The 18736-nt window shown below is 58.5% G+C and carries 16 protein-coding genes; 10 read left to right on the top strand and 6 right to left on the bottom strand.

What is annotated here, in order from left to right:
* Window positions 1–7: 7 nt before the first annotated feature.
* Together GKQ23_RS02560 and GKQ23_RS02555 are read left to right on the top strand one after the other, a co-directional pair.
* A complete protein-coding gene (locus tag GKQ23_RS02560; protein ID WP_212409700.1) occupies window positions 8–634 on the top strand; it encodes a lysoplasmalogenase in 627 nt (208 codons plus the stop codon).
* Window positions 635–725: 91 nt separating this feature from the next.
* Window positions 726–2996 (top strand): zinc/cadmium/mercury/lead-transporting ATPase, encoded by a 2271-nt coding sequence (locus GKQ23_RS02555; protein ID WP_212409699.1) that lies wholly within the window; start codon window positions 726–728, stop codon window positions 2994–2996.
* Window positions 2997–3172: 176 nt separating this feature from the next.
* Here GKQ23_RS02555 and tusA read toward each other — a convergent pair whose 3' ends face one another.
* Window positions 3173–3421: a sulfurtransferase TusA gene (gene tusA, locus GKQ23_RS02550; protein WP_212409698.1), complete on the bottom strand. Its 249-nt coding sequence runs from the start codon at window positions 3419–3421 to the stop codon at window positions 3173–3175.
* A gap of 320 nt (window positions 3422–3741) precedes the next feature.
* Between tusA and GKQ23_RS02545 the strand changes: the two genes are divergently transcribed.
* From GKQ23_RS02545 to GKQ23_RS02535, 3 genes are all read left to right on the top strand, one after another.
* Window positions 3742–4407, top strand: a complete 666-nt coding sequence (locus tag GKQ23_RS02545) for a 7-cyano-7-deazaguanine/7-aminomethyl-7-deazaguanine transporter (protein WP_056232670.1) — start codon at window positions 3742–3744, stop codon at window positions 4405–4407.
* A 138-nt stretch (window positions 4408–4545) separates the two neighbouring features.
* A complete protein-coding gene (locus tag GKQ23_RS02540; protein ID WP_056232671.1) occupies window positions 4546–5103 on the top strand; it encodes a DcrB family lipoprotein in 558 nt (185 codons plus the stop codon).
* A gap of 115 nt (window positions 5104–5218) precedes the next feature.
* The gene (locus tag GKQ23_RS02535) at window positions 5219–6040 is read left to right on the top strand and encodes an alpha/beta hydrolase (RefSeq protein WP_212409697.1); all 822 of its coding nucleotides are present in this window, start codon (window positions 5219–5221) and stop codon (window positions 6038–6040) included.
* A gap of 387 nt (window positions 6041–6427) precedes the next feature.
* Here the strand turns inward: GKQ23_RS02535 and iolE are convergent, their stop codons facing one another.
* The 4 genes from iolE to iolD form a co-directional block, all read right to left on the bottom strand.
* Window positions 6428–7324 (bottom strand): myo-inosose-2 dehydratase, encoded by an 897-nt coding sequence (gene iolE / locus GKQ23_RS02530; RefSeq protein WP_056232675.1) that lies wholly within the window; start codon window positions 7322–7324, stop codon window positions 6428–6430.
* 45 nt (window positions 7325–7369) lie between these two features.
* On the bottom strand, window positions 7370–8251 hold the full coding sequence (locus GKQ23_RS02525) for a sugar phosphate isomerase/epimerase family protein (RefSeq protein ID WP_056232678.1): 882 nt from the start codon (window positions 8249–8251) through the stop codon (window positions 7370–7372).
* Window positions 8252–8328: 77 nt separating this feature from the next.
* On the bottom strand, window positions 8329–9339 hold the full coding sequence (locus GKQ23_RS02520) for a Gfo/Idh/MocA family protein (RefSeq protein WP_212409696.1): 1011 nt from the start codon (window positions 9337–9339) through the stop codon (window positions 8329–8331).
* Between the two features lie 107 nt (window positions 9340–9446).
* Entirely contained in the window at window positions 9447–11387 is a 1941-nt protein-coding gene (iolD, locus tag GKQ23_RS02515; protein ID WP_212409695.1) for a 3D-(3,5/4)-trihydroxycyclohexane-1,2-dione acylhydrolase (decyclizing), read from the bottom strand.
* A gap of 586 nt (window positions 11388–11973) precedes the next feature.
* Between iolD and iolC the strand changes: the two genes are divergently transcribed.
* The 5 genes from iolC (at window position 11974) to GKQ23_RS02490 (ending at window position 17679) form a co-directional block, all read left to right on the top strand.
* Window positions 11974–13899 carry a 5-dehydro-2-deoxygluconokinase gene (gene iolC, locus GKQ23_RS02510; RefSeq protein WP_212409694.1) on the top strand — a complete coding sequence of 642 codons (1926 nt, stop codon included), beginning with the start codon at window positions 11974–11976 and terminating at the stop codon, window positions 13897–13899.
* 312 nt (window positions 13900–14211) lie between these two features.
* Window positions 14212–14979 (top strand): fimbria/pilus periplasmic chaperone, encoded by a 768-nt coding sequence (locus GKQ23_RS02505; RefSeq protein WP_101506666.1) that lies wholly within the window; start codon window positions 14212–14214, stop codon window positions 14977–14979.
* Between the two features lie 87 nt (window positions 14980–15066).
* Entirely contained in the window at window positions 15067–15552 is a 486-nt protein-coding gene (locus GKQ23_RS02500; protein ID WP_212409693.1) for a fimbrial protein, read from the top strand.
* 44 nt (window positions 15553–15596) lie between these two features.
* Window positions 15597–16640 carry a fimbrial protein gene (locus GKQ23_RS02495; protein WP_146005529.1) on the top strand — a complete coding sequence of 348 codons (1044 nt, stop codon included), beginning with the start codon at window positions 15597–15599 and terminating at the stop codon, window positions 16638–16640.
* Window positions 16641–16842: 202 nt separating this feature from the next.
* Window positions 16843–17679, top strand: a complete 837-nt coding sequence (locus GKQ23_RS02490; RefSeq protein WP_056232692.1) for a MurR/RpiR family transcriptional regulator — start codon at window positions 16843–16845, stop codon at window positions 17677–17679.
* 138 nt (window positions 17680–17817) lie between these two features.
* Here the strand turns inward: GKQ23_RS02490 and iolB are convergent, their stop codons facing one another.
* Complete coding sequence (iolB, locus tag GKQ23_RS02485; RefSeq protein WP_212409692.1) at window positions 17818–18636, bottom strand: 5-deoxy-glucuronate isomerase; 819 nt, start codon at window positions 18634–18636, stop codon at window positions 17818–17820.
* Window positions 18637–18736 lie beyond the last annotated feature (100 nt).

The raw sequence follows: 18736 nt of genomic DNA, 5'->3' as shown, positions 1-18736 counted from the left end.
TAACGCTATGATCTGGTCCTTCCTCGCCGTACTGTTCTCCGGCTGGCTGTACGTTGATGCCACCTACCGTGGCCCGCAGTGGCAGCGCTGGGTGTTTAAACCGGTTACGCTGCTGTTGCTGCTCGGCCTGGCCTGGCAGGCGCCGATGCTGCAAACCACCGACTATCTGATCCTGCTCGGCCTGCTGGCCACCCTGGCCGGCGATGCGCTGACGCTGCTGCCGCAGAAGCGCATGCTCTATGCCATCGGAGCCTTTTTCCTCTCGCACCTGCTGTATACGCTGTACCTTGCCAGCCAGATGACGCTGACCCTGTTCTGGCCGCTGCCGCTGGCGCTGCTGATCGTCGGCGGCCTGACGATTGCCACGGTGTGGAGCCGTCTGGAGGATCTGCGCTGGCCGATAGCGACGTTTCTCGGCATCACCCTGCTGATGAGCTGGCTGGCCAGTGAGCTGTACCTGTTCCGCCCGACCGACAACGCCTTTACGCTGATGGCCGGAGCACTGCTGCTGCTGCTGTCGAATATTATCTGGTTAATCAGCCACTACCGCCGCCGCTTTAGCGCCGACAGCGCGATCGTGGCCGCCAGTTACTTTGCCGGGCACTTCCTGATCGTGCGATCGCTTTGGCTGTAACGTGCTCAGCCTCTTGACTCTGGAGTCGACTCCAGAGTGTAGGATAGGTGCAACGGGCACTGTTGCCCGTTGTAACCGGCCAGGAGGCGTTATGCACACACACTCTTCTTGTGGCTGTGGTCATCACCACGCCAGCAAACAGCACGGATGCAGCAGCACCCCGCGTCCCGTTATCCGCAAAATCACCCCCGTTGCCACCGGCGACCACGGCGATACGCCCTGTTGTGCCGAAGCGACCTGCAGCCCGGGGCACGATCCCGACGATGAGGGCGACAGGCGCAGCGGCACCGCACGCTACAGCTGGCAGGTAAGCGGCATGGACTGCCCGGCCTGCGCCCGTAAAGTAGAAACCGCCGTTCGCCAGCTGCCCGGCGTGGTCCAGGCCCGCGTGGTGTTTGCCAGTGAAAAACTGCTGGTGGATGCCGCCAGCGATCTGCAGCAGGCGGTGGAACAGGCGGTAGATCGCGCCGGTTTTCAGCTGTTGCGCAGCGGCATGCAGCCCGCCGTCCGGCCCGCTCCCGGCCTGTGGCGTGAAAACCGCAGCCTGATTATCCTCGCGCTGCTGATGGCGGCCAGCGCACTCATCGCGCACTACGCTCCCGGCGCGGGAACCGTGGCGTATATCGTCACCACCCTGTTCGGCGTCTGGCCGATTGCCCGCAGCGCGCTGCGGCTGATGCGCAGCGGATCGCCGTTCAGCATTGAAACCCTGATGAGCGTGGCCGCCATCGGCGCGCTGTTTATCGGTGCGACCGCCGAAGCGGCGATGGTACTGCTGCTGTTTATGCTCGGCGAACGGCTGGAGTCCTTCGCCGCCGGCCGCGCGCGCAGGGGAGTCACCGCGCTGATGGCGCTGCAGCCGGACGACGCGGTGCGTCTGCGCGACGGCCAGCGCGAAAGCGTACCGGTCAGCGCGCTGCGCCCGGGGGATGTGATTGAGGTCGCCGCCGGCGCACGGCTGCCGGCCGACGCGCGGCTGCTGAGCCGTACGGCCAGCTTTGATGAGAGTGCGATGACCGGCGAGTCCCTGCCGGTAGAACGCCTTGAGGGTGAAAAGGTGGCCGCCGGCTGCCTGAGCATCGACCGTCAGGTCCGGCTGGAGGTGGTCTCCGAGCCGGGCCATAGCGCCATTGACCGTATTCTTACGCTAATCGAAGAAGCCGAAGAGCGGCGGGCACCGATCGAACGCTTTCTCGATCGCTTCAGCCGGGTGTATACGCCGGTGATTATGGCGCTGGCGCTGCTGGTGGCCGTGGTGCCGCCGCTGCTGCTGGCCGCCGAATGGCAGCCCTGGATCTATAAGGGTCTGACGCTGCTGCTGATTGGTTGCCCGTGCGCGCTGGTGATCTCCACCCCGGCGGCAATCACCTCGGCGCTGGCCGCCGCCAGCCGCCGCGGCGCGCTGATCAAGGGCGGCGCGGCGCTGGAAAACCTCGGCGGCGTGCGTACTATCGCCTTTGATAAAACCGGCACGCTGACCGAAGGTAAACCGCAGCTGACCGCCGTGGTCGCGCTGGCCGGCTGGGATGAAAATATGCTGCTGGCCACCGCCGCCGCCATTGAACAGGGCTCGTCGCACCCGCTGGGCAAAGCGCTGGTCGCCGCCGCCGCCGATCGCCAGCTCAGCCTGCCGGCGGCCAGTGAACAGCGCGCACGGGCCGGCAGCGGCGTCGAGGCGCTGGTAAGCGGCCGCTTACTTTCGATCAGCGCACCGTCGAAACTGGCACTGCTGCTGGCGGAGCCGCAGCGTGATGAGGTCGCAAGGCTGGAAAATGCCGGCAATACCGTGGTGATCCTGCACGATGCCACGCAGACGCTGGGGCTGTTTGCCCTGCGCGATACGCTGCGGGCCGATGCGCGTGACGCACTGGCCGAGCTGCGGGCGCTGGATATTCAGGGCGTGATGCTGACCGGTGACAACCCGCGGGCGGCGGCGGCGATTGCCGCCGAACTCGGCATCGACTTCCGCGCCGGCCTGCTGCCGGAGGATAAAGTCGCGGCGGTGATGGCGCTGAACCAGCAGCGGCCGGTGGCGATGGTCGGCGACGGCATCAACGATGCACCGGCGATGAAAGCCGCCACCATCGGTATCGCAATGGGCGGCGGCAGCGACGTGGCGCTGGAAACCGCCGATGCGGCGCTGACCCACAATCGCTTAAGTGGTCTGCCGGCGATGATCCGGCTGTCGCGCGCCACCCACGCCAATATTCGCCAGAACATCGCGCTGGCGCTGGGGCTGAAGGCGATCTTCCTGGTCACCACGCTGCTCGGTTTTACCGGGCTGTGGCTGGCGGTGCTGGCGGATTCGGGGGCAACGGCGTTAGTGACCGCTAATGCGCTGCGGTTGCTGAGAAAGAAATAAACGACAATTGCCTGCCCTGACCGGCAGGCTGCTTTAAGACAGCCTGCCGCCGGGCATCCACGACAGGTTCATTCTGTCGCCCGGGGCACCGGCCATCCTTTGCGTTGACCGCGGCGGGCTGATTATTTCCCCGGTACCGCTGAACGCCAGGACGTTTGCGGCAGCCATACTCCCCGTCAGGCCGTTCCCTTCTTCAGCAGATAGCGGTACGGCAGCGCGTCGGTCTGCTGTGCCAGCAGGATATGTTCCATAAAGCGGCAGAAGCCGGGGATGTCCCGAGTGGTGGCCGGATCGTCGGCGACCACCAGCAGCGTTTCACCGGCCTGCATTGCGCGCACGGTTTTACGCACCATCATCACCGGAATCGGGCAGCGCTCTCCCTGAGTATCCAGGGTCTGGTCAGGACTGGCGAAAAGGTCGTTCATCAGTTTCTCATTCATTGTGTGGCAAACTGCGCCTATTTTAGCGCTGCCGCCACCGCGTGCAAGTCCCGGCCCGACGATAACGTTTGCGCGTAAATTAACCGTTGCAATAGCAGGCTAACCCGGTAAGATGCCGCCAAATCGCTGTGGCGACGGGCTATTTATGCCGGCGAGATCCACCCGGCAGGCATTGCCTGACGCACCTGTTCCACCCACGGACAGCGTTCGCTCCGGTGGGTAACGTGCCGGCACCCCGCAGCAGAGTGAAAAATACCGTGAATTAACTGGGTTCCCTCACCCCACTGTTTATAAAAAGGCTCAATATGATTGCTTTTACCGCACGTCAGCGCACCCATGCGCTGGTCTGGCTGTCCCTGTTTCACCTGCTGGTGATCACCTCCAGTAACTACCTGGTCCAGCTGCCGATCTCGATCTTTGGTCTGCACACCACCTGGGGCGCATTCAGCTTCCCGTTTATCTTCCTGGCGACCGACCTCACCGTGCGTATCTTCGGCGCACCGCTGGCGCGGCGCATCATCCTTGCGGTGATGATCCCGGCGCTGTTTATCTCCTACGCCATCTCCAGCCTGTGGTATCAGGGCGAATGGCAAGGGGTGCAGGCGTTTTCGGAGGTAAACCTGTTTGTGGCTCGCATCGCCTGCGCCAGCTTTATGGCCTATGCGCTGGGGCAGATCCTCGACGTGCAGGTGTTTAACCGACTGCGGCAGAACGCGCGCTGGTGGATTGCGCCAGCGGCGGCAATGTTCCTCGGAAATATCAGCGACACGCTGGCGTTCTTCTTTATCGCCTTCTATAAAAGTCCCGATCCGTTTATGGCCACCCACTGGGTGGAGATCGCGCTGGTGGACTACAGCTTCAAAGTGCTGATCTGCCTGGTATTCTTCCTGCCTGCCTACGGGGTGCTGCTGAACGCCACCCTGAAGCGTTTAGCAGACAAATCCGCTGGCCCGCAGATGAATTTCGGATAAGCTGAGTCGGGTCACGGCCCGTCAATCGCCGTCAGCGGGGGATACACAATGTCACCGATGGCAAGTTGCTTTTACCCGCTGAATACGTTTGACTGAGTGGCTTAATGACGATGCGACCACGTTTAAAAAGGGATCATGATGCGTAACCTACTGAAATATGCCGGTATTGCCCTGCTGGTAACCGGCCTTGCCGCCTGCGATAACAACAGCGATAAAAACCAGACAGCCGATCACAGCGCCCATGCCAGCCAGGCTGACCAGACCGTCACCCTGCTGGGCGGTAAACTGAACTTTACCCTGCCACCGGGCATGGCCGATAAAAGCGATAAGCTGAGCACCCAGGACAGCAACCGCCACGTCTGGGCCGATAATTCGGGCCAGCGCGCGATTATCGCTTTTGAAGGCACGGACAGCGACGAGTCGCTGGATGCGATGGCCAGCCGTCTGGAAGAGCAGCAGCGCAGCCGCGATCCGCAGCTGCAGGTGGTGACCAGCAAAGCGATTACCGTTGATGGCCAGACGCTGCACCAGCTGGACACGGTGATCTCCAGCAACAACCAGTCAGCCTGGTCTTCAATTGTGCTGGGCAAAATTGACGGCAAGCTGCTGACCCTGCAGATCTCCCTGCCGGCCGAAAACCAGCAGCAGTCGCAGAGCGAAGCCGAAAGCATTATCAACAGCATCAAGCTGAAGTAATGCCCTGCCTCTCCCCACCGCGGGGAGAGGCATTTCGCATCACTCGTCACGACGTTGTGACCGAGATCTGAGAAGGTTAGTTTCCTGTCGAAAATAGTTTACAAGGAAGCTAAACATGCAACAGCGATACCACGGTATGACCCGCGCTCAGATGAACGATGCTTATAATCTTACCCGCTATATCCCTGATTCCGCAGCACTCCTGGATGACTTCCAGCAGCGCAGCGATCGGGTTTATGAGCAGTTCCCCTGTCAGCGCAATATCCAGTATGCACCCGCTGAACGCACCACGCTGGATTACTTCCCCTCCTTAAAGAAACACGCCCCGACCGTTATCTTTATTCACGGTGGCTTCTGGCAGAGCACCTGCAAAGAGCTGTTCGCCTTTATCAGCGACGCACTGCTGCCACACTACCAGGTGATTCTGGCGGAATATACGCTGGCTCCGGAGGCCAGCATGACGCAGATTATCTGCGAGCTCAGCACGATGCTGAACTACCTGCAAAACAACCACGACACCTTCAGGCTGCTGCCGGGTAAAGTCTGCCTGGCAGGCCACTCGGCAGGCGGTCACCTGACCGCAATGCTGCGCAGCCACCCGCTGATTTCCCATGCGATGTGCCTGAGCGGCGTTATCGATCTGACCCCCATCAGCCTGTGTAAGCTCAACGATAACCTGCAGCTCACACCTGGCGAAATACAGCTGTTCAGCCCGGCCAACAACATCACCTGCGGTGTTCCCACCGCCGTACACGTCGGCGACGAGGAGCGCAGTGAGATGCTCAACCACAGCGACCGCTATGCCGACCTGTTAGAAAAGGTGGGGAACATCACCCGCTACACAAGGCTGGAGGGGTGCGATCACTTTACGCTGCTGAACGAGTTTTCGCCGCGGGGCAAACTGACGCAGTCAATGCACCAGCTGTTTTGCGAATAATCCCCTCTCTGGCAACACAAAACACTGGCTCCCTGAGCCGTGCACAGGGTCAGCAGGCAAAACGAACCAGCAGACCACTCAACACGTAAAGCGAAGGGAGCCATGTACAGGACCAGCAGGCGAAGAGAATCCGCAGACCACTCAACACGAAAAAGCGAAGGGAGCCTGTACACGGAGTAAAGCATCACGGGCCATGGAGGGCCCGTGCTGAGCTGTCATGGATGACGCTTTTTGCGTCTTTACGGAGTGTACAGGCTCCCTGAGCCAGACACAGGGGCAGAAGACGACCTAAGCCAGGCACCGAATCAGCAGGTGAAGAGAACCCGGCCCAACAGAAAAAGCCCGCCCCTCCACAAGGAGAAGCGGGCTTTTTTAACGCCGTCAGGCTTACAGACCGGCCGTTTCGCGAATGTACTTACGCGCTTTTACCGCATACTCAAACGGGTTAGCCAGCGCCGGGTCCTGCTCCGCTTCCACCACCATCCAGCCTTTGTAGCCGAAATCGTCGAGGATTTTGAATACCGGTCTGAAGTCGATCACGCCGTCGCCCGGTACGGTGAAGGTGCCTTTCTTCACGCCGTCGAGGAACGACAGCTTCTGGCTTCTGACCTGGTCGACAATCTCATCACGCACGTCTTTCAGGTGCACGTGGTTGATGCGCGGCAGGTACTTCGTCAGGATATCCAGCATCGCCTGCTGGCTGCCTTCAGAGTAGTAAGCGTGGCCGGTATCAAACAACAGATAGACGTCATCGTTGGTCAGCGCCATAAAGCGGTCGACTTCTGCGGTGGTCTGGATCGCCGTGCCCATATGGTGATGCAGGCCAACGGTCATGCCCTTCTCTGCGGCCAGTTTTGCCAGCTCGTTGTAACCTTCTGCCGTCAGTCGCCACTGCTCGTCGGTAAAGTGGGGTTTCTCCTCCAGTACCGCTTTGGTGGTGCCCTGAATGCTCAGGCTCTGCTCGGAGCAGCCGATCACCTTCGCGCCCATCGCGTGCAGGAAGTCGCGGTGGTTGATGAACTCATCGATGGTTTTGGCTTTGTCACCGTTGGCAAAGAAGGTGCTGAACCAGGCATTAACGATCTGAATGCCACGGATATCCAGCATCGGCTTCAGTACCGCCGGATCGCGCGGATATTTGCTACCCACTTCACTGCCGATAAAACCGGCCAGCGCCATTTCACTGACGATCTGCTGGAAGGTATTTTCCGCACCCAGCTCCGGCATATCATCGTTGGTCCAGCCGATAGGGGCAATAGCCAGTTTGACGTTATCTTTGTTCATTTTAAGCCTCAGGAATCAGCGGACGACCGCAGCCGCCCGTCATCATTATCCCAGCAGCTCGCGCTCGATCAGTTCGCGCGTGGCTACTGCTTCAACATGCATTTCTTCCGGGTAACCGAACAGCGCAGCGGCAATAATCGGTTCGCCACCGACCTTAAAGGTCTGCTCAGCGAACTTCATTTCACGCAGGGTCTTAAACAGCGTCGGGAAGTCGACCTCACCTTTACCCACGGCCACGTGCTGGTGAATCGTGGCATCCACTCCTGGTGGGTTCACGATGTAGCGGCAGTGCTTGGTGTGGTTCATGGTGTCCGCGATCAGCACGTGGGACAGGTCAGCACCGGCATACTCCAGCATCGGCTGCACATCGCCCTTGCCTTTGTCATAGAAGAAGGTGTGCGGTGCGCTGTACAGGTACTTCACGTTATCACTGCGGAACGACTTCACGATATCGGCCGTTTCATTGCTGTTTTCGCAGAAATCCCACGGGTGGGACTGGATTTCGATGCGGATGCCTTCACGTTCAACGATCGGCAGCAGCTCTTCCATTGAACGGTAGAACATCTCTTCACAGATCTCCGGCTCATTCGGGTTCCCGGAAAGTTCGGTATTGATAACCTGTACGCCGGTTTCCACCGCGATTTCGATCATCCGTTTCCAGTTACGTACGGCAGCCTGACGGCGCGCTTCGTCCGGACCGGACCAGCGATACACCACGATATACGAGGAGATTTCCAGCCCGGTCTCGCGCAGCGCGTTTTTGTACTCGGTAATGATTTCGCGGCTGGCTTTAGGATGCTTATAGAACGGGTTGATCTGCGGATGCGGGGACTGCTCAATATACTTGTAGCCCCAGTCAGCCACCTGGTGAACCATTTTAGTGATGCCTAAATCTCGAATGACATCCACATCAAAGGCAATTTTCATCAGAATCTCCGGAATAAATCAGTACGCTGTTTTACGGTGATCCCCCCGCCACAGGCGGGGGAAGTGCGCACCCGGGCTTAGTTATAAAACGCCGGGCGCTGCGGCAGTTCCACCGGCTCAATCGCACCGCTTTCCTGCGCTTTCAGGCAGGCGTCGGCAGCGACAGAAGCAGCATAGCCGTCCCAGGCGGATGGCCCGGTCAGCTTGCCAGCGGTGGCATCATTGATAAAGGCTTGTAACTCAACGTCATAAGCATCGATAAAGCGATCCTTCCAGTCGGTGAGGATCGCGGTCGACAGTTTGGCGTCTTTACGCATCTGCACGGCAGACGGCTCGGGTAGCTTAGCAATCCCCTCTTCACCGACCACTTCACACTGGATGTCATAACCGTAGGCACAGTTGACGAAGATTTCGACGTCAATGCGGATGCCCTTACGGGTTTCAAACAGCACCACCTGCGGATCGCGCAGTCTGGCGTGGGTTTTCGAGGTGGAGCGTGGGAACACCACCTGCACCGACTTGTAATCGTCTTCGGTCAGCCAGCGCAGCACGTCCAGCTCGTGGATCAGCGTGTTGGTGATCGCCATATCGGTGGTGTAGCTTTCCGGCACGGTCGGGTTACGGTGCGCGCAGTGCAGCATCAGCGGCTCGCCGATCTCACCGCTGGTGATCACCTGCTTCAGCGCACGGTAGCCTGAATCGTAGGGGCGCATAAAGCCTACCTGCACCAGACGCTTACCAAACTTAATCTCGGCGTCAACCACCCGGCGGCAGCCTTCGGCAGACATCGCCAGCGGCTTTTCGCAGAACACCGGCTTGCCGGCCGCGATGGCTGACAGGGTAAATTCTTCGTGGGTGGGATCCCAGGAGGTGACCAGCAGCGCGTCAACGTTCGGCGAGTTGACCACGTCGTGGCCGTTGGCAAACACCTCTGCTTCAATGCCGATACGCGCCAGCGCCGCTTTGGCACCGTCCACGTTGATGTCAGAAACGGCCACGACCTGCGCGCCCTGGAGGACCTTACTGCAGCGACGGATGTGTTCCTGGCCGATAGCGCCGGTACCGATAACACCGAGTTTAAGCGTCATAATATTTCCTTTGATTGTAGGGGGAAGCAGGGCCGGCGGTTACACGCCGCCGGCACCCGGCTAGAGATAAAAAGGACAGCAAAATAAAACGATGAAACTATTCAGTCTTAATACTTACGTGCCTGTTCAATATGTTCATCCAGCTTACGGGCCACGGCGTCTACGCGCTCTGAGGTGGAAACCCGGGCACCGCCAACGTGCCACCAGCTGAAGTACTTATGAATCATGGTTTTTGGCAGCACTTTGATGTCAAACAGCACCGACACCGTCTGCTTCTGCGCGTCGATCAGCGCCGCCTGCAGCTCTGCCAGAGTGGTAATTTTGTAGGTTTTGCAGCCGTAGCCCGCCGCAATCGCCGCGAAGTCGATCGGCACAAAACCACCGTTCAGCTTGCCGGTTTCCGCATCACGGAAGCGGAACTCGGTGGTGAAGCTGTCCATACCGTGTTCCATCTGCAGGTTGTTGATGCAGCCGTTAGTCATGTTATCCAGCAGCACCACGTTGATCTTGGCTCCTTCCTGGATGGAGGTGACCAGCTCGGAGTGCAGCATCTGGAACGAGCCGTCGCCGACAAAGGTGTAGACCTCACGGTGCGGTTCGGCCAGCTTAACGCCGAGCGAAGCGTTGACCTCGTAACCCATGCAGGAGTAGCCATACTCGACGTGATAGCTGTTGTAATCTTTGGTGCGCCACATGCGCTGCAGGTCGCCCGGCAGGCTGCCCGCCGCCGCCACGATCACCGCGTCTTTTGGGAGGTGCTCGTTAAGCGTGCCCAGCACGCTGCTCTGGGTCAGGAACGAACCGGTCAGGCGGTTAAACTCGGCAAACAGCGCTTCACGGTCGATGTGGTCGGCAATTTCCGGCACAAAGTCCTGTTCGCTGTAGACCGCCGAGTAGACGCGCTGGGTCTCTTTCAGCAGCTTGCTCTGTGCCTGGCCGATCTGCTCGCCCCAGCCGCTTTTAAAGCCGGTGTCCGCAAGGCGCAGGGTCAGCGCGTTCAGCGCTTCCTGGGCATCCGCCACCACCTGCACTGCATCAAGCTTGTAGGCGTCAAAGTTGCTGACGTTGACGTTCACAAAGCTGACGTCCGGATGCTGGAAGATCCACTTGGACGCGGTGGTGAAGTCGGTGTAACGGGTGCCGATACCGATCACCAGGTCCGCCTCTTTTGCCAGCAGGTTAGCCGCCAGACAACCGGTCTCGCCCACGCCGCCGACGTTCAGCGGGTGATCGGAAACGAGGGTGCCTTTACCGGCCTGGGTTTCGGCAAACGGGATGTTATAACGCTCGGCAAACGCCTGCAGCGCCGCGCCTGCGCCGGAGTACTTCACCCCGCCGCCGCAGATGATCATCGGGCGTTTTTTACCGGCGATCAGCTTCAGCGCATCGGCCAGCTGGCCTTCGGTCGGCAGGCGGCGCTCAAGACGGTGCACGCGCTTCTGGAAGAAGTAGTCCGGGAAGTCCCAGGCTTCACCCTGCACATCCTGCGGCAGTGAAATCGTGACCGCGCCGGTTTCAGCCGGATCGGTCAGTACGCGCATGGCGCTGATACAGGCGGTCATCAGCTGTTCCGGGCGGCTGACGCGGTCCCAGTATTTGCTGACGGCGCGGAAGGCGTCGTTGGTGCTGATGCTCAGATCGTGGCTCTGCTCAATCTGCTGCAGCACCGGGTCCGGCTGGCGGGTGGCGAATACGTCGCCCGGCAGCAGTAATAAAGGAATGCGGTTAGCGGTAGCGGTAGCCGCCGCGGTGATCATGTTTGCGGCACCCGGGCCAACGGAAGAGGTACAGGCAATGATTTCACGGCGCAGCTTCTGCTTGGCGTAACCAATAGCAGCGTGGGCCATGCCCTGCTCGTTACGGCCCTGATACACCACCAGGTCGCCGCTGTCCTGCTCCAGCGCCTGGCCTAAGCCCAGCACGTTGCCGTGACCGAAGATGGCGAAAACGCCCTTCACAAACCGGGTTTCAACGCCGTCTACCGACAGATACTGGTTGTCCAGAAATCTGACCAGAGCCTGTGCCGTAGTTAATCTGATCTTGCCCATTTGCTCTTCCTGTTCTTAGCGGCGGCCACATCATCAGGTCCGCCGGGGTTCGCAGTTCTGGTCGTCCGCAGCGTTCAACGGCGACAGCTATAAGTGAAACGTGAGGGGATTATAAACAAATATTTTTTTCACTAAATAGGATTCCAGAAGAAACATTTCATTTTGCGAGTGAGATCAAATTCTGCGATGAAACGGGGTGGGAAAGGGGGGCCTGGGAGGGAAAAATGAAACGTCCGCAGCAACTCACCGCCACCAGGGAGAAAATCATTTCATTTCAGTATGTTCGCTGATTTGCCATTGCAAAGTTGAGATACCGCTCACAACTCCTGTAACAGCTGAAACGCCTGCAACCGCGCCGGTGGTGAATCCATGGGTGCAAGAGTTTTAACCACCTCACATTTTTGGGGCAATAATTTCATTTCATATTGAACTTGGAATTTTTATTCCTCATACTCCGGCTATGTCAGATTACAGTGTGAACGGGTAGCGCCCCGCTCAGCCGTAAACGCTCAACAGAATCGGCTCACCCCGACATCATCCGCATCGCGGCAGGTCTGAGGGGATATCACAGAAGGAAAAAACAGGTATGAGTACACAACAGAAGCGGCTTGATGTGATTTGTATCGGGCGCATCGCCGTCGACCTTTATGGCCAGCAGATCGGTGCGCGCCTGGAAGATGAAACCAGCTTTGCCAAATATCTCGGCGGCTCCTCCGGTAACGTCGCTTACGGCACCGCCATCCAGGGGCTGAAGTCCGGCATGCTGGCGCGCGTCGGTGACGAACATATGGGCCGCTTCCTGCGTGAAGAGCTGCAGCGCGTCGGCTGCGACACTCAGAGCCTGATCACCGATAAAGATCGTCTGACCGGCCTTGTTATTCTCGGCATTAAGGATCAGGAGACCTTCCCGCTGATCTTCTACCGTGAAAAATGTGCCGATATGGGCCTGGTGCCAGACGACATTCAGGAAGAGTACATTGCATCGGCACGCGCGCTGGCGATCACCGGCACCCACCTGTCGCACCCGGACACCCGCGCTGCGGTGCTGAAAGCGCTGGAGATTGCCCGCCGTCACGGCCTGCGCACCGCACTGGATATTGACTACCGTCCGGTGCTGTGGGGCCTGACCTCACTGGGTGACGGCGAAACCCGTTTTGTTGAATCCGACGCCGTTACCGCTCAGCTGCAGGAAGTACTGCACTTCTTCGACCTGGTGGTCGGTACGGAAGAAGAGTTCCACATTGCCGGTGGCAGCACCGACAGCCTCACCGCGCTGAAAAACGTGCGTAAAACCACCAAAGCCACGCTGGTGTGCAAACGCGGTCCGCTGGGCTGCGTGGTGTTCGAGGGTGAGATCCCGGACAGCTGGGAAGAGACCGAGCTGCAGACCGGCGTGCGCGTGGACGTGCTTAACGTGCTCGGTGCGGGCGACGCCTTTATGTCCGGCCTGCTGCGCGGCTGGCTGAACGACGAAAGCTGGGAGCAGGCCTGCCGCTACGCCAACGCCTGCGGCGCGCTGGTGGTTTCCCGCCACGGCTGCGCCCCGGCGATGCCAACCAAAGAGGAGCTGGACGACTTCCTCAGCCGCCATGAAGCGGTGAAGCGCCCGGATCTTGATAAGCGTCTCAACCATCTGCACCGGGTCACCACCCGCAAACATGCGGCATGGGACGATCTGTGCATCTTCGCCTTCGACCACCGCAAACAGCTGGCCGATATGGCGAAAGAAGTCGGCCTTGATGATTCGCGCATTCCGGAACTGAAAACCCTGCTGCTGCAGGGCGCACAGGAAGCGGCGAAAGAGGCCGGTCTGGACAACGGCCACAGCGGCATTCTGGCGGATACCACCTACGGCCAGCCGGCGCTGAACGCTATTACCGGTAAAAACTGGTGGATTGGCCGCCCGATCGAGCTGCCAAGCTCGCGTCCGCTGCGTCTGGAGCACGGTAACATCGGCTCCCAGCTGGTTAACTGGCCGCAGGAACACGTGGTGAAATGCCTGGTGTTCTACCACCCGCAGGACAGCGCCGAACTGCGCAAAGAGCAGGACGATCTGGTGCTGGACGTCTGGAACGGCTGCAACAAGTCCGGCCATGAGCTGCTGCTGGAAGTGATCCTGCCGGAGAGCAACGCCGATAAATCTGAGCAGCACTATCTGACTATCGTTGAGCACTTCTACGGTATGGGCATCAAGCCTGACTGGTGGAAGCTGCCACCGCTGACACCGGCCAGCTGGGCGGGCATCAGCGACCTGATCGAGAACAACGATCCGCACTGCCGTGGCGTCCTGCTGCTGGGCCTGGACGCACCGGAAGCGCAGCTGAAAGCCGGTTTTGCCAACGCAGCCGATGCCAAATGGGTGAAAGGCTTCGCGGTCGGCCGCACCATCTTCGGCCAGCCGTCACGCCAGTGGCTGCACGGTGAAATTGACGACGCCGCGCTTATCGCCGCCGTGAAAAGCAACTACCTGACGCTGATTGGCTACTGGCGCGAGGCGCGTCCGCTGAAGTAATTCACACTCGTCACCTGCTGTGAATATCACGGAGACAGGCCCTGGCCTGTCTCTGTTTTTTTATCCTGCCTACAACATCTCAAACCAGATTCATAAAATTCGCGATATATTTATCCTTAAAAAATCAACGAGAACCCGGAAATACAAAAAAAATATCGAAGAAGATAATATTAACGCAAGCCGGTTTCAGCAGACGCAAATCGACATTATAATCCCTCCCCCTGATATATTTATTTTTTCCTCCAGTAACAGAACTGAAAAATCAGACAGTCGCAGCCTGCTGCTGAATAATAAATCAAAAGGTCTTATTTTATGCATATCAGGCCGCGCCATAATAATGCGCCAGCAGCGGCTTTACTCTTAGCGCTGATTGTTATCACCTGCCCCGCTGAGGCGGCCATCGCGCTGCAGCAAAGTCGGGTCATTTTTAATGGCGAAAAATCTTCCGCCAGCCTGCTGGTGAATAATCAGAATCAACATGCTCCTTATCTGGCCCAGGGATGGATTGAGAATGAACAGGGAAAGAAAATCCACGGGCCACTGTTGCTGCTGCCGCCAATACAGCGCATTGAACCCGGGGCGCAAAGCCAGATAAAAATTCGGGGGCTGCCGGCCGCCAGCCTGCTGCGCCAGGATCGGGAAACGCTGTTCTGGCTCAACCTGCGCGAAATCCCACCCCGTCATTCGTCACCCAATACGCTGAATATTGCACTGCAAAACCGCATTAAGGTGTTTTACCGCCCGGCAGCGCTGAAAGCACCGCCGGGTGAACTGGCCACGCCGTGGCATACGCAGCTGGTGCTGGAGCAGCAGGGTGACCGCCTGCAGATCCGCAATCCCAGCCCCTACTATATTACGCTGGTCGAGGCGCAGAGCCGCGCACAGGGGCAGGCAGTGCCTGGCTTTACGCCGCTGATGCTGGCTCCCGCCGCCAGCGAAACCTTGCCCGGCAAAGCCGCTGACTATGGCAACACACCGGTGCTGACCTATCTGAACGACTATGGCGGCCGCCCGGAGATCGCCTTCCGCTGTGAAGCACGGCGCTGCAGTGTGATTAGCAACCGGGTACCGAAAGGCTGATGCCGTACGGTCACAGGCTGGCACCGATGCGCCGCCCGGCGCGGCATGTTCAGCACGCGCTAATGCAGATTTTACCCAGGAGCCACCATGTATTTACGGATATTACTCCCCCTGCTGGCCGCAGGGGTCAGCCTGGCCTGTGCCGCCGCTGAGCAGGGAGCCACACAGGTCGAATTCAGCGGCACGGTCATCAGCCCGCCTGTCTGTCAGTTTAATCACGGCAAGGTGATTGAGGTGGAATTCAATAATACGTTTACCACAGCGGCCAATGGCAAGGCGATAAAGAACGTGGACTACCGGCTGACGTGCAGTGGCAACGCCGGCGATAAGGCGCTGAGTATGCGGGTTTTTGGTGAAGAGGGTTTTGCTAACGACGTGCTGGCCACCAGTCTCGACGGGCTGGGGATCCGTCTTTATAAAGAGGGTACCGCCCTCCGGCTTAATCAGTGGTTTTCACTGCCAAAACCGGCCAACAGCATGGTGCTGACCGCGGCTCCCATTTTCGCCCCCGACAGCGAAGCGAAAACCGGCAGCTTTCAGGCGTCAGCCACGCTGATGGTCGCTTTTCAGTAAATCATTACGGCAACGGAATCATCAATGATAAAGAAGGAATAACCGTGATTATTGCTCAGTCACGAAAGTTAATATCTGCTCAATATATGGCGGCCGTTATCGTAATGGCGCTATCAGCCAACGCAGCAGAAGCCGTTCCGGCCAGACCTCCCGGTATGCCGGATGGCGGGTGCTGGGCCGATCCAATGAATATTTTAAGCATTACGTTAGGCACCGCATCGTTTACGTCAAATCAGCCAGGCAGCACCGGCAGCGTGGCTTTTCATACTATTCCAGAAAACTATCCAGGCTGGTGTTACTCCGAGCACGGAGAAAATGGGGCTCATTATTTTAAATCAGAGGTATCCAGCCCCCCGTCCAACCTTTCATCAGAATATTACAGATTAAATGAGGATATTGATTACAATATAAAAATCGATCTGTACAACACGAAAAACATCTCGTCTCCCTTCACGGATATCTACGATTCTTCAGCAAAGGCAGGTCCTGGCGCGAACGGGGTCACCGCTTTAGGCAGAGCACTTGTTGGTAATGCCGGCACCGTTAACTTTCGCCTGCGCAGAACCATATTAGGCGGTGCGCTGTTCTTTCCCGGCGGCATTGAACTGGCCAACCTGTACCGCTATGTGTATAAGGGCAGCCCGGCAACCATTCCCATCTATCGCTTAGTCACTCAGCAGACCGTGATCCCCGTACCGGTCGAGTGCCGCATTAACGGCGGCCAAACCATTCTGGTTCCTTTTGGTAACATCGACAGCAGTCTGGTCAGCACGTCTGCCGCCGGCTCAGTGTATCGGGCGGAGCGTGCGTTAACCTACAAATGCAATACCACGCTCACCCAGGATATCAAAGTCAGCCTTGCTGCTGAGCCCGCGGGCTTCAGTGACGCGATTAAAACCTCTAATCCCGATATTGGCGTGGTGATGCAGTATCAGAATCTGACCGTAACGCCAAATGACGGCTTTAAAACCCGGCTGGTCAACGGCCAGGGCAGCGACAGCGTGACCTTTGCCGTGGTAGGCAGCGGAAAAACGCCCGCGACCGGGCCGTTTACCGGTTCAGCCACGCTGATTATCACTAATCTGTAGTCCGTACGAAATGCACCCGAGTGCAGCTATTTTGAAACAGATCGCCGCAGGCTGCTGCACGAACAAGGCAAAAGTTGCATTTTTGTGAACCAATTCCCATCCTGATGAAATAAAAGGCGGTTAATTCCTCAGCAAGTGAAATTTTTTGTTCATCTGGTAAAATAGCGAACAAATGAAATGTTAACCCATCAGCGAGACGTGAATGAGCAACAACCCGACGCAACTTTCCCTGTTACAGGACGACATTCGTCGCCGTTACGACACCCTCAGCAAACGCCTGAAGCAGGTAGCTCGCTACATTCTCGACAACAGCAACAGCATCGCCTTTGATACCGTCGCCTCCATCGCCCAGCAGGCCGACGTACCGCCATCAACGCTGATCCGTTTCTCGAACGCCTTTGGCTTCAGCGGCTTTAATGAAATGAAGCAGGTGTTTCGCCAGCACCTGATGGAAGAGACGGTTAACTACACCGAACGTGCCCGCCTGTTCCGCCAGACCGCCAGCGACGAAACGCCGGCCGCACCGGAAAGCCCGGCGGAGATCCTTAACGTGTTTACCATGGTGAACTCGCAGGCGCTGCAGCAGCTGGCGATGCAGGTCAATCCGGAGCAGCTGGAAAAAGCGGTAAAAATGCTCGATGAGGCGGATAATATCTACATCATCGGCCTGCGCCGCTCGTTCAGCGTTGCCTCCTACCTCACCTATGCCCTGCGCCACCTGGAGCGCCGCGCGTTCCTGATCGACGGGCTGGGCGGGATGTTTGCCGAGCAGCTGAGCATGGTCAGCCCGAAAGACGTGGTGATTGCCATCAGCTATTCGCCGTACGCCCGCGAGGCGGTAGAGCTGGTTGAGCTGGGTGCCAAGCGCGGTGCGCATCAGATCGCCATTACCGACAGCCAGGTCAGCCCGCTGGCCGCCTTCAGCGACGTCTGCTTTGTGGTACGCGAAGCGCAGGTCGACGGCTTCCGTTCGCAGGTCGCCTCGCTGTGCCTGGCACAGACGCTGGCGGTGTCGCTGGCGCTGAACAACGCGAAGTAGAAAAAAACGGGCAGCCCGTAGAAGCCGCCCGTTTTATTAGCTCGTTTTCAACATCAACCTTGCGCCTCTGCCGGTGCGGCAGTCGTCCTGCCGCACGCAGCCCTGGCGTTACTACTCACATCACTGACAACGTACGACTTACTCTGCGCGCGGATACTCCGCGCTGTTCACCCAGGCGTGATCCTCCTCCCAGGTAAATTTCCACAGGCGCACCGGCCCGGCCATCACGTTCAGATAGTAGTTATCGTATCCGGCGATGGTCGCTACCGGATGGTAGCCGCGCGGTACGGTAACCACATCGCGGTTATAGGCCGCCATGCACTCATCCAGCGAGCGGTCGTCGGTGTAGACGCGCTGCATGGCGAAACCGCGTTCCGGGTTGAAACGATGGTAGTACGTCTCTTCCAGGTAGGTTTCTTGTTCTGAATTTTCCTGATCGTGCTTGTGGCTCGGGTAGGAGCTGGTATTCCCTTCGTCGGTATACACTTCCACCACCAGCAGGCTGTCGGCTGGCTTATCGTCAGGCAGAATATTGTGCACCAGACGCTTGTTATTACCCTTGCCGCGCTGCTCGACGCCGACATCTTCCGGTGCGATCAGCCGGGCAGGCAGGCTGCCTTTGCCCGGTGCGCTGCACACTGCCAGCTCAAGGTCAGACTCTGCCACCACGTCAACCCGATCGTTATCCGGCACATAGACGGAATACGGCGGGGTGCGCTCAAACGGCGACATACGCTTGCCGATATTCGGGAAGTCGGCCTTCGAGGTTTTTACCGAGGCAAGGCCGGCCACCAGCACCAGGCACAGCTCTTTGCTGCCGCTGTCGAGTGACAGGGTCTGACCTTTTTTCAGCAGGTAAGCGTCGAAACCTACATAGCCCCAGCCCGCGCTCTCCGGGGTAACGTGCTGAATACGCCCCTGGGCATCGGGCTGCTTAACTTTGGACAAGCAAGACATCGTTATCTCCTTAAATCACCTGTGTCTCTGCCGCTGTACTGGCGCTGCAACGGCACTGACAAAAGCGATTAGTCGTTACGCTTCCGCCCGCGACGGCTGT

Origin of the sequence: Erwinia sp. E602 (assembly GCF_018141005.1) — a bacterium.
Taxonomy (GTDB): domain Bacteria; phylum Pseudomonadota; class Gammaproteobacteria; order Enterobacterales; family Enterobacteriaceae; genus Erwinia.
Note: the sequence above shows the minus strand (reverse complement) of the source record. Positions and strands in the feature narration are given on the sequence as shown.